The 13,747-nt window shown below is 69.9% G+C and carries 13 protein-coding genes; 8 read left to right on the forward strand and 5 right to left on the reverse strand.

Annotated features, from left to right (window positions below; all coding sequences use genetic code 11):
* Nucleotides 1-70 precede the first annotated feature (70 nt).
* Nucleotides 71-601: a tRNA (cytidine(34)-2'-O)-methyltransferase gene (locus tag AUL33_RS03595; protein WP_082652288.1), complete on the forward strand. Its 531-nt coding sequence runs from the start codon at nucleotides 71-73 to the stop codon at nucleotides 599-601.
* On the opposite strand, the gene AUL33_RS03600 is transcribed toward AUL33_RS03595, so the two are convergent.
* Nucleotides 570-824, reverse strand: coding sequence for a hypothetical protein (locus AUL33_RS03600; protein WP_062203794.1), 255 nt, complete (start codon nucleotides 822-824; stop codon nucleotides 570-572). The two genes, AUL33_RS03595 and AUL33_RS03600, sit on opposite strands and share 32 nt — an antisense overlap.
* A gap of 229 nt (nucleotides 825-1,053) precedes the next feature.
* Between AUL33_RS03600 and hemF the strand changes: the two genes are divergently transcribed.
* Together hemF and AUL33_RS21485 are read left to right on the forward strand one after the other, a co-directional pair.
* Nucleotides 1,054-1,962, forward strand: a complete 909-nt coding sequence (hemF, locus tag AUL33_RS03605) for an oxygen-dependent coproporphyrinogen oxidase (RefSeq protein WP_062203867.1) — start codon at nucleotides 1,054-1,056, stop codon at nucleotides 1,960-1,962.
* A gap of 263 nt (nucleotides 1,963-2,225) precedes the next feature.
* Nucleotides 2,226-2,402, forward strand: a complete 177-nt coding sequence (locus tag AUL33_RS21485) for a DUF1059 domain-containing protein (RefSeq protein ID WP_082652286.1) — start codon at nucleotides 2,226-2,228, stop codon at nucleotides 2,400-2,402.
* Nucleotides 2,403-2,478: 76 nt separating this feature from the next.
* Here AUL33_RS21485 and AUL33_RS03610 read toward each other — a convergent pair whose 3' ends face one another.
* The 3 genes from AUL33_RS03610 to AUL33_RS03620 are packed head-to-tail and all read right to left on the reverse strand — an operon-like array spanning nucleotide 2,479 to nucleotide 4,926.
* Nucleotides 2,479-3,714 (reverse strand): CCA tRNA nucleotidyltransferase, encoded by a 1,236-nt coding sequence (locus AUL33_RS03610; protein ID WP_062203797.1) that lies wholly within the window; start codon nucleotides 3,712-3,714, stop codon nucleotides 2,479-2,481.
* On the reverse strand, nucleotides 3,711-4,343 hold the full coding sequence (locus AUL33_RS03615) for a CoA pyrophosphatase (RefSeq protein ID WP_062203800.1): 633 nt from the start codon (nucleotides 4,341-4,343) through the stop codon (nucleotides 3,711-3,713). Before AUL33_RS03615 ends, AUL33_RS03610 begins: the two co-directional genes overlap by 4 nt.
* On the reverse strand, nucleotides 4,336-4,926 hold the full coding sequence (locus AUL33_RS03620; RefSeq protein ID WP_062203870.1) for a DUF1285 domain-containing protein: 591 nt from the start codon (nucleotides 4,924-4,926) through the stop codon (nucleotides 4,336-4,338). Before AUL33_RS03620 ends, AUL33_RS03615 begins: the two co-directional genes overlap by 8 nt.
* Nucleotides 4,927-5,147: 221 nt before the next feature.
* On the opposite strand from AUL33_RS03620, the gene AUL33_RS03625 reads away from it, so the two are divergent.
* The 5 genes from AUL33_RS03625 (at nucleotide 5,148) to AUL33_RS03645 (ending at nucleotide 13,165) form a co-directional block, all read left to right on the forward strand.
* Nucleotides 5,148-6,158 carry a MoxR family ATPase gene (locus AUL33_RS03625; RefSeq protein WP_062203803.1) on the forward strand — a complete coding sequence of 337 codons (1,011 nt, stop codon included), beginning with the start codon at nucleotides 5,148-5,150 and terminating at the stop codon, nucleotides 6,156-6,158.
* Nucleotides 6,159-6,163: 5 nt separating this feature from the next.
* Nucleotides 6,164-7,078, forward strand: a complete 915-nt coding sequence (locus AUL33_RS03630) for a DUF58 domain-containing protein (protein ID WP_062203805.1) — start codon at nucleotides 6,164-6,166, stop codon at nucleotides 7,076-7,078.
* Nucleotides 7,078-9,957, forward strand: a complete 2,880-nt coding sequence (locus AUL33_RS03635) for a DUF4159 domain-containing protein (protein WP_062203807.1) — start codon at nucleotides 7,078-7,080, stop codon at nucleotides 9,955-9,957. Before AUL33_RS03630 ends, AUL33_RS03635 begins: the two co-directional genes overlap by 1 nt.
* Before the next feature lie 4 nt (nucleotides 9,958-9,961).
* Nucleotides 9,962-12,037 carry a hypothetical protein gene (locus AUL33_RS03640; protein WP_062203810.1) on the forward strand — a complete coding sequence of 692 codons (2,076 nt, stop codon included), beginning with the start codon at nucleotides 9,962-9,964 and terminating at the stop codon, nucleotides 12,035-12,037.
* A gap of 111 nt (nucleotides 12,038-12,148) precedes the next feature.
* Nucleotides 12,149-13,165 (forward strand): patatin-like phospholipase family protein, encoded by a 1,017-nt coding sequence (locus tag AUL33_RS03645; RefSeq protein WP_062203812.1) that lies wholly within the window; start codon nucleotides 12,149-12,151, stop codon nucleotides 13,163-13,165.
* A 7-nt stretch (nucleotides 13,166-13,172) separates the two neighbouring features.
* On the opposite strand, the gene AUL33_RS03650 is transcribed toward AUL33_RS03645, so the two are convergent.
* Nucleotides 13,173-13,682, reverse strand: coding sequence for a GNAT family N-acetyltransferase (locus AUL33_RS03650; protein WP_062203814.1), 510 nt, complete (start codon nucleotides 13,680-13,682; stop codon nucleotides 13,173-13,175).
* Between the last annotated feature and the right edge of the window lie 65 nt (nucleotides 13,683-13,747).

Here is a 13,747-nt window from a genome sequence, read left to right on the forward strand (position 1 = left end):
CGCGGAGAACCCAACGCGAGCCCGGGAAGGGTTTTCGCCGCGTGCGGCGCGCGATAGGCAGGGTGCCATGATGCTCCCCTCGATCGCCCTCTATCAACCCGACATTGCCGGCAACACCGGCACGATCCTGCGACTCGGCGCCTGCCTCGGCCTATCCGTCGAGATCATCGAGCCCGCCGGCTTCGACCTGTCGGACCGCAATCTCAAGCGTGCCGGCATGGACTATCTCGAACTCGCGACGCTCACGCGACATGTCGATTTCGCCGCCTTCGACGCGGCCCGCCGCGCGAGCGGTCGCCGCCTCGTGCTGCTGACGACGAAGGCCGAGACTGGCTATTGCGACCTCGCCTACCAACCCGGCGACATCCTCCTGTTCGGCCGCGAGAGCGCGGGCGTGCCGCCGGCCGTCCATGACCTCGCCGACGAGACCGCGACGATCCCGATGCGCCCCGGCGCGCGTTCGCTCAACCTCGCCGTCAGCGTCGCGATGGTGGCCGGCGAAGTGATGCGGCAACGGGCCTGGCCCCCTGCATCAGCCAACGCCCATCCAAGATCGGGGTCGGCGCCGTTCAGTCGGCCGAGGGCAGACGGCGCATCGTGAACTCGACCTCGTCGTCCGGCAGCAGGCGCCAGCTTTCGACCTGCGTCCAGTAGGCGGCCTTGGGATAGCGGGCGAACCATTCGCGCGCCATCAAGCGCGCCTCGGGGCGCGGCAGCTTGAAGGTCTCGCGCACGAAACTGTCGGCGGGCGTCGCGGGCTTGGTGCGCCGGGCCCGAAGGTGACGCCGGAGCCCATCAAGCGGGGGTCTGGTGTTCGATGGCATCGAAGGCGTCGCTCGAGATCCGGGTGGCGGTCAGGTTGATCAGCTCAAGATAGCGCCGCACCGGTGAACTTTCGAGTCGATCCGGCGCAGCTCCGGTCGCGTCTTTAAGAATCGTCGTGAATCGCTGCGCTCTCGAAGCCGTGACCGCTTTCGAAACTGCGACGTTGCTGGTACGCGGGAAAGGAAGGACCGCTGAACGCACCGGCGACGGGGCGAGAAAGACTTGAAGATGGAACGTCCCGAACTGCCACAGGGCTTGCCGGAGAACATCGACGAGAAGAAAGAGCTTGCGCGCGTCTGGTTCGAGGCCCTGCGCGACCGGCTCTGCCAGAGCTTCGAGCAGATCGAGGACGAGTTCGGCGACGAGGACGGCATGGCCGCCGGCCGCTTCGAGCGCACGCCCTGGAGCCGTGAAAACGAGGGCGGCGGCGGCGTCATGTCGATGATGCATGGCCGCGTCTTCGAGAAGGTGGGCGTCCACACCTCCACCGTCCACGGCGAACTCAGCGAGGACTTCGCCAAGCAGATCCCCGGCGCCGGCGCCGACCGCTCCTTCTGGGCCTCCGGCATCTCGCTCATCGCCCACATGCGCAACCCGCACGTGCCGGCCGTTCACATGAACACGCGAATGGTCGTGACCACCGGCCAGTGGTTCGGCGGCGGCGCCGACCTGACGCCGACCCTCGACCGCCGGCGCACGGCGGAGGATCCGGACACGCAGGCCTTCCACCGGGCGCTGAAATTCGTCTGCGACCGCCACGGCGCGGTGGCCGACTTCGCCAAGTACAAGGAATGGTGCGACGAGTACTTCTTCCTGCCCCATCGCAACGAGGCGCGGGGCGTCGGCGGCATCTTCTACGACTGGCTGCACTCGCCCGAGGAGAAGGGCGGCTGGGACGCCGACTTCGCCTTCACCAAGGATGTCGGCAAGGCCTTCCTCGTGGTCTATCCGCACCTCGTTCGCCAGAACGCCGCGACCCACTGGACGCAGGAGGACCGCGAGGAGCAGCTGGTGCGGCGCGGGCGCTATGTCGAGTACAACCTGCTCTACGATCGCGGGACGCTTTTCGGCCTGAAGACGGGCGGCAACGTCAACTCGATTCTGTCTTCCATGCCGCCCGTGGTGAAGTGGCCATGACCGATCCTCTGCCCATCGAATAATCAGGCGGTAGGACATTTCTCCCAGCCGCCGGAAACGCAATATTCATCCCTCCGCGGCGACGGCGCCGATGCTACGGTCCCTCGACCGCGACGCGTCAGGCGTCACGGTCGGCATCGCGCGGATGGACGGCGATCGGCAGATTGTTTGGTGGACTGACGAATCCGTCGTGCGTCCTTCTTGAAACCTTCCACGAACGGGAAATTTCCTGTGGTGGGAGAAGGTAACTCGGGAGGTCTCGCATGTACGAACTCAACTGTTCCGGTGTCATTCCCGGCTGTCAGCGGGTCATTCGCGCGGAGTCCACGGCGGAAGTGATCCGCCGCGCGGTTTCGCAGGCCAAGCAGCTCGGCGTCGAAACCATCACGCCGCGGATGATGGATGCATTCCGCGACCAGGTGCAGGAAACCGCGCACTAGACGAAAAGCCGCCTTCGGGCCGGCAGGACAAGGCGGGCCGCACAGCCCGCCTTTTTTTAATGCGTAAGATCGCGGGTCAGATCATCGCCAGCAGCGCGTCGCGACCGAGCGTGAAGCCGCTTTCCGCCCAAGCGCGCTTCAGCACCGTCAGCTTGGCGCCGAGGTCGGGACCGGCCGCCACGCCGCGCTCGCCGAGATCATGCCCTGAGACCGGGAAGGCCGGCGGCTCGAAGGCCAGCGCCTGCGCCAGGCGCCGCGCCGCGATCGCGATCACCGGCAGCAGGTCGGGATCGCCGGCTGCCTTGGGCTTGAGCGCGGCCATCGCGATGCGCAGCCGGTCGGCGATGGCGATACGGTCGCCGAAATAGAGCCGAACCGCAAAGCCACCGTCGCTCTCGTCAAGCTTGGGCGCGTCAGCCCTGGCCCAGGCCACCAGCCGGCCCCGGTCGGCATTGGACAGCCGGAGCCGCTTGGCGAGTTCGTCCATGCGCGCGGCATCGGGCGGCACGATGGCCTCGAGGCGCAGGATCGGATCGGGCGCGATGCCATGGGCGCGCTCGGCCTCCATCAGCCCATGGACGGCGTCGATCCCCCATTTCTCGCTTTCGGGCAGCACGAGGCTGAGGACGCCGGTCTGGCGCATCCAGAGGAGGCTGCGCGAGGGATCGGGTGTTGCCAGAAGCTTGCGCAACTCGGCCCAGACCCGCTCGGGCGAGAGCTTGCCCATGCCGCCCTTCAAGCGCGTCGCGGCCCGCAGGCCCTCCCCGTCCGGCCGCCCGCCGCCGTACCAGGCGAAGAAGCGGAAGAAGCGCAGGATGCGCAGGTAATCCTCCTCGATACGGCCGGCGGCATCGCCGATGAAACGCAGCACGCCGTTTTCGATGTCCTCGATGCCGCCGACGAGATCGTGGACGGTGCCTTCGGCATCGCAGGTCAGCGCATTCATCGTGAAGTCGCGCCGCTCGGCATCGGCCTGCCAGTCGCGCCCGAAGGCGACCACGGCATGGCGCCCATCCGTGTCGACGTCGCGCCGCAGCGTCGTGACCTCGAAGGGCCGCCCGTCGCGCACCGCCGTCACGGTGCCGTGCTCAATCCCGGTGGGAATGGCCCGGAAGCCCGCCGCCTCGACACGGCGCACGGTCTCTGCCGGAAGGGTCGTGGTGGCGATGTCGACATCGGTGATCGGCCGGCCCATCAGCGTATTGCGTATGGCGCCGCCGACGACGCGCGCCTCCTCGCCCTCGCCGGACAGCGCGGCGAGAAGATCCTGCAGGGCGGGGTCGCGGAGCCAGTCCGCCTCGATGCGTGTCATGTCGCGTAGAGCCTTTCGTAGAGCGTGCGCAGGATCCCCGCGGTGACGCCCCAGATGTAACGTTCGCCGAACGGCATCGTGTAGAAGTGCCGGATATGGCCCTGCCAGACGCGGCTGTCACGGGTGTGGTTGGTGCCGTCCATGAGGAAGGCCAGCGGCACCTCGAAGATATCGGCGACCTCCGCCGGGTCGGGCCGCAGGCTGAAGCCGGGCGAGACGATGCCGAGCACCGGCGTGATGCGGAACCCCGTCGTGGTGCGATAGCGCGGCAGCCGGCCGACGAGCTCGACATGGGCGCTGTCCAGCCCGATCTCCTCACGCGCCTCGCGCAGCGCCGCCACCTCGATCGACGCATCGCCGGGATCGACCGACCCGCCGGGAAACGCGATCTGGCCGGAATGCTGGCGAAGGCTCGCTGCGCGGGTGGTCAGGATGACGCTGGCCCCCGCCGGCCGGTCCACCACCGGCACGAGAACCGCCGCCTCGCGCACCGACGGCCCCTCGGTCAACTGCTCTATGTCGGGGTTCAGCACATGGTCGCCGCTCTCGGCCTCGAGTGCGCCGAGCCCTCGCGCGGCCAGCCGCCGGCGCAGGTCCTCGACGTCGATCGAACCGGCGGCGTCACGCATCGCCGGCCTCGCCCTCGGCCTGCGGGGGAACCGGGAAGATCGACCCGGCCGAACGCAGCACGAGGCCGGCTTCGCTCTCTTCCAGAAGCCCGGCGAGATCGATCGCCAGCGCGCGGGTCAGCCGCGCCTCCAACCCGCCGCGCACGAGGACGTAGGGGCGAAAGCCATTCCCGCCGCCGGCAAAACGCAGCGGATGCGCGGCATCGATGGTCACGAGATCGCCGACATTGGTGCGAAGGCGCAGGGTCTGGTTCGCGCCCTCGCCCTCCACCGCCATCTCCACGCCGAGAAACGGCACGTCGGCGACGCGGATCGCCATCTTCTCGGCCGGCGTCACCAGCACGAAGCTGCCGTCCGCCTCGCGCCGCAGGATCGTGGAGAACAGGCGCACCAGCGCCTCGCGCTCGATTTGTGCGCCCTCGTGGTGCCAGCGCCCTTCCTCGTCGATGGCGATGTCGAGCGTGCCGCAATGGGCGGGGTTCCAGAGTTCCACCGGGGGCGCATCGCGACCGGCGCGTTCGGCGCGCGAGGCCAGCGCCTCCAGGGTGACGCTCCCCGTCGCGGTGTCCGGCGCTTGCGGCATGATGTCCTCCATCCTTCGACGCGGTCTCGGCATGACGAGGTCCGGCGGCTCGGGAGCCGGGGGCCGCCATGCTGCAGGTGCGGTCTTATTTTGGCCGGCCTTGCTCGTCACGAAATAGTTGCGCGCCCCGTGCTTGCCAGACGATGGCCCGGCCGATTCAATGAGCGCACCGGACGACTTTCCTCTAGTCGCCACCGCGATCCCAACAGGAAGGCCGCAGGATGACGCTTCTCGCACCCACCGAGCCGACATTCGACGCCGCGGCGATGGTGGCGCAGGCCGAGACCGCGCTGGCCGACATCGCCGCCGCCCGCGCCTCGGTCGGGCGCGTGATCTTCGGCCAGGAGAGCGTCGTCGAGCAGGTGCTCGTGGCGATCCTCGCCGGCGGCCATGCATTGCTCGTCGGCGTGCCCGGTCTGGCCAAGACCAAGCTCGTGGAAACGCTCGGCGTGGTGCTCGGGCTCGATGCCCGCCGTGTCCAGTTCACGCCGGACCTTATGCCCTCCGACATCGTCGGCACCGAGGTGATGGACCAGAATGCCGACGGGCGGCGCTCCTTCCGCTTCGTGCGCGGGCCGGTCTTCGCGCAGCTCCTGATGGCCGACGAGATCAACCGGGCCTCGCCGCGCACCCAGTCCGCGCTGCTCCAGTCGATGCAGGAGTATCACGTGACGGTGGCCGGCGAGCGGCACGACCTGCCGGCACCCTTCCATGTCCTCGCCACGCAGAACCCGCTGGAGCAGGAGGGCACCTACCCGCTGCCCGAGGCGCAGCTCGATCGGTTCCTGTGTCAGGTCGACGTGCCCTACCCGACGATCGATGCCGAGCGGCGCATCCTCATGGCGACGACCGGCGTCTCGGAAGAGCGCGCTGCGGCAGTGATGACCGCCGAGCGCCTACGCGAGATCCAGATGCTGGTGCGCCGCATGCCGGTGCCCGAAACGGTGGTCGAGGCGATCCTGTCGCTCGTGCGCTCGGCCCGCCCCGGCCACGGCTCGAAGGAGGCCGACGCACATGTGGCCTGGGGTCCCGGCCCGCGCGCCAGCCAGGCGCTGATGACCTGCGTGCGCGCCCGCGCGCTCTACGAGGGGCGCCTGGCGCCCTCGATCGACGACGTTCGCGCCCTGGCCGAGCCGATCCTGCAGCACCGCATGGCGCTGAATTTCGCCGCACGCGCCGATGGTACGGGCGTGCGCGACGTCATCGCCACGCTGTCGCGCGCGATCGGCTGAGCCGGATGGGACAAGTCGGACGCATCGTCGAGGCGACCACCGGCCACGAAGCTCTGCTGCGCGCCCGCCAACGCGCGGCGCTCCTGCCCGACCTCCTCGTCGAGGCCCGGCGCGTCGTCGCGACCGTCACGACCGGTTGGCACGGCCGGCGGCGGCGCGGCGCGGGCGAGAACTTCTGGCAGTTCCGCCCCTTCGTCGACGGAGAGCCGGTGTCGCGCATCGACTGGCGGCGCTCGGCGCGCGACGACAGCGTGTACTTGCGCGATCGCGAATGGGAAGCGGCGCAAACCGTCTGGCTTTGGGCCGACCCCTCGCCCTCCATGCTGTTCCAGTCGGCCGACAAGCTCGTTTCGAAGGAGAGCCGCGCGCTCGTCCTCGTGCTGGCGCTGGCCGAACTCCTGTCGCGCTCGGGCGAGCGCATCGGCTATCCCGGCGTCCTCGACCCGATCTCGGCCCGCAACACCGCCGAGCGCATCGCCGCAGCCCTGATGAGCAATCGGCCCGGCGCCGGCTTTCCCGATGTCGACCGGTTCCGCCGCTTCTCCGAAGTCGTGCTCGTCGGCGACTTCCTCGACCCGATGGACGAGATCCTGGAGCGCATCGACGCGGCCGCCCAGCGCGGCGTTCGCGGGCATGTCGTCCAGATCGCCGACCCCGCCGAAGTCGCCTTCCCCTATCACGGCCGCACCGAGTTCCGCGATCCCGAGACCGGGGCGAAGATCACCGCCGGACGCGCCGAGACGATCCGCGAGGACTACCGCACTCTATTCGACGCGCGCCGCGCCACCCTCGCCGACCATTGCCGCCATGTCGGCTGGAGCCACGTCTTCCACGTCACGGACCGGCGCGCCTCCGAGCCGCTGATCGCCGTGCACGGCCGGCTCAGCGGCATGCCGCAGGCCGCGGGAGCCCGGGCCTGATGGGCGGTCTCGCGCTGTCCTTCGGTGCGCCGCTGGTTCTGGCGGGCCTCGCGGTCCTGCCGGCGATCTGGTGGCTTCTGCGCCTGACGCCGCCCCGGCCGCAGACCGAGACCTTCCCGCCGCTGCGCATCCTGCAGCAGGTCGTCAGGCGCGAGGAGACGCCGGCCAAGAGCCCATGGTGGCTGACGCTGCTGCGCCTGCTGCTGGCCGCGCTCGTGATCCTCGCCCTGGCCACCCCGATCCTCAACCCGCGCCAGGGCGCGCTCTCTGGCGACGGCCCGGTCGTGGTGATGCTCGACAATGGCTGGGCCAGCGCGCGCGACTGGGATGCGCGCCGTTCCGCCGCCGAGGGGCTGATCCGCGAGGCCGGCGAGGCCGGCCGCCCGGTGTCGCTGCTCCTCACGGCCGACGACGCCGCGAACGATCCGGCGCCCGTCGAGGCGGCCACCGCTCTCGAACATCTGGCCGCGGCGGAGCCACACCCGATTCCCACCAACCGCCTCGCGGCCGCGACACGCCTCGCCGGTGTTCTGGCCAACCAGCCGGGCGCCAGCGTCGCCTTCCTGTCGGACGGCCTCGAGTCGGCGGGAACGGCGGAGGCCGCGACGGCCCTTCGCGCGCTGCAGCCGGCACAGGCGATCCTCTACGCGCCCCCCGTCGCCGGGCTCATCGGCCTGACCGGTGCCGACAACGCGACCGACGCGCTCATCGTGCGGGGGGTTCGTCCCGAGGGCGAGACCGCCGCGTCCAGCGTCGCGCTGCGCGCCCTCGATGCGCAGGACCGCGAGATCGGCCGCGCGCCGCTCGCCTTCGCCGCCGGAGCCTCGGCGGGCGAGGCGCGCTTCGCCGTGCCCGTGGAGCTGCGCAACGATATCGCCCGCATCGAGCGCGACGGCGCGGCGGATGCCGCCGCCGTGCGGCTCGTCGACGACAGCTTCCAGCGCCGCAAGGTCGGCCTCGTCTCGGGCGAGGCCGCCGACATCGCGCAGCCGCTGCTCTCGCCGCTCTACTACATCACCCGCGCGCTCGAACCGTTCGCCGATCTCGTGCGCGCCGCAAGCGCCGATCTCGCCACCGCGATCCCCGCGCTGGTGGTGCAGCGCCCCTCCGTCATCGTGCTGGCCGATATCGGCGTCATGCCGCCGGCTGCGACCGAGGCGCTTACCGGCTTCGTCGAAAACGGCGGCACGCTGCTGCGCTTCGCCGGCCCGCGCCTGGCCGCTTCCACCGCCGAGGATATGCTCGTGCCGGTGCGCCTTCGCGGCGGCGAACGCCAGCTCGGCGGTGCGCTCTCCTGGTCAGAGCCGCAGACGCTGGCGCCGGTCGCCCCCACCAGTCCGTTCGCCGGCATCGACATTCCCGCCGACGTCACCGTCGCCCGCCAGATCCTCGCCGAGCCCTCGGCCGAGCTTTCGGAGCGCACCTGGGCAAGCCTTCGCGACGGCACCCCGATCGTCACCGCCGCGACGCGGGGCGCCGGCTCGATCATCCTCTTTCACACCACGGCCGAGGCCACGTGGTCGAACCTGCCGATCTCCGGCGCCTTCGTCGACATGCTGCGCCGCGTGGTGACGCTGTCGCGCGGCTCGATCGGCTCGGCTGACGCCACCGGCCCGGAGATCCTGCCGCCCTACCGGATCATGGACGGCGCGGGGCGCCTTGCGCAGCCAGGCGCGGCGGTGAAGCCGCTGACGGTCGCGGTGGGATCGACGCCCGTGGTCAGTTCCGAGAACCCGCCCGGCCTCTACGGCACCGCCGAAGGATACCGCGCCTTGAACCTCCTTGCCGCCGACGCCGCGCTTCGCCCGCTCGGGCCCTTCGACATCGGCGTCGCGCCACTCGCGCGCTCCTACGGCACGCAGGATGCAACCGACCTCACGCCCTGGCTCTTCGCCGGCGCGATCATTCTCTTCGCGCTCGATGCGCTCGCCCTCCTCTGGCTCAACGGAGTCTTCGGCCGCGCGGCGCGGAGCCTGCGCCGCGCGAGCCCGGCATCGGCGCTTTCCGTGGCGCTTCTCGCCGCCGCCTTGGCATCGGGGCTGCCGGCCGGCCGTGCCGAGGCGCAAACGCCACCGTCAGCGGCCTCTTCGCCCTCTGCGGCGACAGCCGGTCTCGAAGGCATTGATGCCACGAAGGCGATCGCGGCCACCGAGACGACGCATCTGGCCTATGTCGAGACTGGCGATGCGGCAACAGACGCCATCTCCCGGCAGGGCCTCGCCGGCCTGTCGCAGTTCATCGCGTCGAAGACCGCGCTCGAACCCGGCGACCCCATGGCGGTCGACATCGCGTCGGACGAGCTGTCCTTCTTCCCCATCCTCTACTGGCCGGTCCACGCCTCGGCACCGATGCCGACGGCGGCGGCGATCAGCCGGGTCGACGCCTACATGAAGCAGGGCGGCACCGTGCTCTTCGACGTCGAGGGCGATGCGATCGGCGGCGACATCACGAACGGCACCGTCTCGCCCGGCCAGCGGCGGCTGCGCGACATCCTCGCCGATCTCGACATTCCCCCGCTGGAGCCCGTGCCGGCCGACCATGTGCTGACCAAGGCCTTCTACATCATGGACGGCTTTCCCGGCCGCCACACTGGATCCGACCTCTGGGTGGAATCGCTGGTGCGCTCGACCGATGCCGAGGCCCGGCCGGCGAGCGCGGGCGACGGCGTGTCCTCTATCATGATCAGCTCGAACGACTTCGCCTCGGCCTGGGCGGTGGACGAGAGCGGGCTCTTCGTCTTCCCGACCGATTCCGCCGACCCGTCGCAGCGCGAATACGCCTACCGCGCGGGCGTCAACATCGTGATGTACGTGCTGACCGGCAACTACAAGGCCGATCAGGTCCACGTTCCCGCGCTTCTCGAACGACTGGGGCAGTGACGCCGTGACCTGGTCCCTCGAGCTCTCGCCCTTCTTCACCTGGACAGTGATCGCGATCCTCGCGGTGCCCGCCGTTCTCTTGGCCGCGGCCCTCCTCTTCGCCCGGCTGCGCGGCTCCATCGTGCGGGTGCTGGCGATCGCCGCGCTGCTGCTCGCCATCCTCAATCCCGTCGTGCTGCGCGAGGAGCGCGATCCGCTCAAGAGCGTCGTCGCCCTCGTCGTCGACCGCTCGCAAAGCCAGACGATCGGCGAGCGCACCGCGCAGACCGACGCGGCGGTGGAGGCACTGCAGGCCAGTCTCGCCCGCTTCCCGGATTTCGAGGTCCGCACCGTCGAGGCGCGCTCGGGCGGCGACGGCGACGCCACGACGGCGCTGTTCGGCGCGATGGGACAGACGCTGCAGGATGTCGCGCCGGCCCGCGTCGGCGGCGCCATCATGGTGACGGACGGCCAGATCCACGACATTCCCGCCAACGCCGCCGCGCTCGGTTTCGACGCGCCGGTCCACGGTCTCGTCACCGGACGGCCGGACGAGTTCGACCGGCGACTGGAGGTCGTCACTTCGCCGCGCTTCGGTCTCGTCGACCAGCCCCAGACCCTCACCTACCGCGTGATCGAGGAAGGCCCCAAGGCCTCGCGCAACCCGGTCGACGTGCAGATCTTCCTCAACGGCGACCTCGTCGAACGCCAGAGCGCCTTGCCCGGCAGCGATGTCAGCGTCGAGCTGACCTTGCCCCGCGCCGGCAAGAACATCGTCGAGCTGTCGGCGGCACGCGACCCCACCGAGATCACCCCGGTCAACAACCGGGCGATCGCGGTGATCGACGGCATTCGCGAGAACCTGCGCGTGCTTCTCGTCTCGGGCGAGCCGCATGCCGGCGAGCGCACGTGGCGCAATCTCCTGAAATCCGACGCGGCGGTGGATCTCGTCCACTTCACCATCCTGCGCCCGCCGGAAAAGCAGGACGGCACGCCAATCAACGAGTTGTCGCTGATCGCTTTCCCGACACGTGAACTCTTCGTCGAGAAGATCGACGATTTCGACCTCATCATCTTCGACCGCTACCAGCGTCGCGGCGTGCTGCCGACGCTCTATTACGACTACATCGCGCAATACGTTCAGAACGGCGGTGCGATGCTCATCGCCTCCGGTCCCGAATATGCCGGGCCGGACTCGGTCGCCAACTCGCCGCTCAGCGCGATCCTGCCGGCCCTGCCGACGGGCCAAGTGGACGAGCGTGCCTTCCGCCCCGTTCTCTCCGATCTCGGCCGCAAGCACCCTGTGACGCGCGGCCTGCCCGGCTCAGAGGCGAGCCCGCCGAACTGGAGCCCCTGGTTCCGCACGATCGATGTCGGCCCGACGCAGGGCGAAACCGTGATGAACGGGCCTGACGGCAAGCCACTTCTCGTTCTCAATCGCGCCGGCGAAGGCCGCGTCGCGCTGCTCTTGTCGGATCAGGGCTGGCTCTGGTCGCGCGGCTTCGAGGGCGGTGGACCGCATGTCGCCCTCTTCCGCCGTCTCGCGCACTGGCTGATGAAGGAGCCGGAGCTGGAAGAAGAGGCGCTCGACGCCGAGGGCACCGGGTCCGAGCTGGTCATCACCCGCCACACGATCGGCGACGATCCCGGCCCGGCGACTCTGGTGACGCCCTCGGGTCAGGCCAGCCAGGTGACGATGGTGGATCAGGGCGCCGGCGAATGGCGGAGCACCGTCGAGACCACCGAACTCGGTCTCTATCAGGTGGCCAATGGCGACCTTCGCGCGCTTGCCAATATCGGACCAGTGAACCCGCGCGAATATCGCGAGGCGATCTCGACGCAGGACAAGCTCGGCCCTCTGGCCGAGGCGACCGGCGGCAGCGTGCGGCGGCTGGCCGAGGCGACTGGCGGCATCGAGGTGCCCCGCATCGTCCCGGTTTCGGGCCGGGCCGATGCGGAAGGGCGCGACTGGATCGGGCTCAAGACCACGGACGAGACCGTGCTGCGCGGCGTCGAGCGCACGCCACTCTTCGCGGGCTTCCTCGGCCTCGCCGTTCTGCTCTTCGCACTCTCCGCGACCTGGTATCGCGAAGGCCGCTGAAGCGAACGGGCGGATCGGCGGGAACGATCGGCCGCGCGGTGCGCTATCACGGTGGCGCCCGGAGGAGCGCCATCAACCTGACGCGGGAGGCGGAACGGAGACGGACCTGACATGCCTCGCATCTGCCTCGCCCTTCAGGGCGGCGGCGCCCACGGCGCCTTCACTTGGGGCGTTCTCGATCGCCTTCTCGAGGAACCCGATTTCGAGATCGCCGCGGTCAGCGGCACGAGTGCCGGAGCCCTGAATGCTGCCAGTCTCGCGGCTGGCCATGCCGCTGGCGGCAACGATGCAGCCCGAGCCGCCTTGACCCGCCTCTGGCGCACGGTTTCGGAACGCTCGCCGCTCGGGGCGGCAACGAACGCCCTCCCCTTCTTTCCGCTCCCGCGCGCCCTGATCCACAAGGCGCTGGAGCGACTTCAGCTCTTCGGCCAGCTCGTCTCGCCCTATAGCCCCGGTCTGCCGCGGGCGAACGCGCTGCGCAGCGTCGTCGAGAGCTCGATCGACCTGCCGCTTCTCCAAAGTCAGACGACGTTGCCGACCTTCGTTTCAGCCACCGACGTCGAAGCCGGTGCGGCGCGCGTCTTCACCGGTGCGGAACTGACGGCGGACGCGCTTCTCGCCTCGGCCTGTCTGCCCGATCTCTTCCGCGCGGTGGAAATCGACGGCCGCTCCTACTGGGACGGCGGCTATCTCGGCAATCCCGTGCTGACGCCGTTCTTCGCCGAGGATCGCGGAACGAGCGACATCCTGATCGTGCAGGTGACTCCCTTCGTGCGCGATGGCGTCCCCGAAGAGCCCGTCGAAATCATGGGCCGCGTCAACGAGATCACCTTCAACGCCTCGCTTCGGCGCGACCTTCGCATGCTCACGGAAATCGCCCGGCTGGCGCGGGCCGAGGATCTCGAGAACCCGGTCCTTCGCCGGATCGCATCGCTGCGCCTGCACATGATCACGGCCGGCGACGCGCTGACGCGGCGCGGGTCGATCAGCAAGCTCGACACGCGCTGGTCGGAATTGACGGACCTGCGCGACATGGGCCGCACCGCTACCGATGCCTGGCTGGCCGAGCACCGAAAGGATCTCGGCCAGCGCAGCAGCCTGAAGGGCGACTACGGCCTGTTGTCGTAACAGCGGATCAGCGCGGGCCCACCGCACCACAGACGCCCGCGAAGGCACCCGGCACGAGTTCGAGACCGAGGATCCGGCTCTCGTCCACCGGGGCGGGCATGCGCACGGACCCGACCGGCAGCGGCCGGTAGCCGAGCGGCATGTAGTAGGCGCGGTCGCCGACGAGGAAGATCGCACGCTCGCCAGCCGTCGCCGCGACTTCCGCCGCAAGGCCGAGGAGGGTGCGGCCGATGCCGCGCTTCTTGAAAGCCGGACGCACGGCGAGCGGACCGAGCATCAGCGCCGGCGTTCCGCCAATCGCGATCCGGGTCTGGCGCACCGAGCCGACGACCTCGCCGCGCAGGATCGCGACGACGGACAGAGCGGGATCGTGCGGTGCGGTCTCGCGAACGCGCTCGGCGGCCCGCACGAAACGGCCGGGGCCGAAGGCTTCCGCCGAGATCGCTTCGATCGCGGGTCCATGATCGGGGGTTTCCGCGTCGAAACGCAGGTCGAGGTCTTGGAGAAGCGAGAGCATGGGAGAGGTCCTGACGGCACGGGTCGCGTCGATCCGCACGCCCGGCCCGTCTCGGGTCAGGCGGC

The sequence above is a fragment of the Aureimonas sp. AU12 genome, assembly GCF_001463705.1.
GTDB lineage: Bacteria > Pseudomonadota > Alphaproteobacteria > Rhizobiales > Rhizobiaceae > Aureimonas.

Coding starts and splice junctions, on each gene's coding strand:
- AUL33_RS21485 (WP_082652286.1), top strand. CDS start 2,226: ATGTACGAACTCAACTGTTCCGGTGTCATTCCCGGCTGTCAGCGGGTC.
- AUL33_RS03635 (WP_062203807.1), top strand. CDS start 7,078: ATGGGCGGTCTCGCGCTGTCCTTCGGTGCGCCGCTGGTTCTGGCGGGC.
- AUL33_RS03620 (WP_062203870.1), bottom strand. CDS start 4,926: ATGCCGCAAGCGCCGGACACCGCGACGGGGAGCGTCACCCTGGAGGCG.
- AUL33_RS03615 (WP_062203800.1), bottom strand. CDS start 4,343: ATGCGTGACGCCGCCGGTTCGATCGACGTCGAGGACCTGCGCCGGCGG.
- AUL33_RS03645 (WP_062203812.1), top strand. CDS start 12,149: ATGCCTCGCATCTGCCTCGCCCTTCAGGGCGGCGGCGCCCACGGCGCC.
- AUL33_RS03595 (WP_082652288.1), top strand. CDS start 71: ATGCTCCCCTCGATCGCCCTCTATCAACCCGACATTGCCGGCAACACC.
- AUL33_RS03630 (WP_062203805.1), top strand. CDS start 6,164: ATGGGACAAGTCGGACGCATCGTCGAGGCGACCACCGGCCACGAAGCT.
- hemF (WP_062203867.1), top strand. CDS start 1,054: ATGGAACGTCCCGAACTGCCACAGGGCTTGCCGGAGAACATCGACGAG.
- AUL33_RS03625 (WP_062203803.1), top strand. CDS start 5,148: ATGACGCTTCTCGCACCCACCGAGCCGACATTCGACGCCGCGGCGATG.
- AUL33_RS03650 (WP_062203814.1), bottom strand. CDS start 13,682: ATGCTCTCGCTTCTCCAAGACCTCGACCTGCGTTTCGACGCGGAAACC.
- AUL33_RS03610 (WP_062203797.1), bottom strand. CDS start 3,714: ATGACACGCATCGAGGCGGACTGGCTCCGCGACCCCGCCCTGCAGGAT.
- AUL33_RS03600 (WP_062203794.1), bottom strand. CDS start 824: ATGCCATCGAACACCAGACCCCCGCTTGATGGGCTCCGGCGTCACCTT.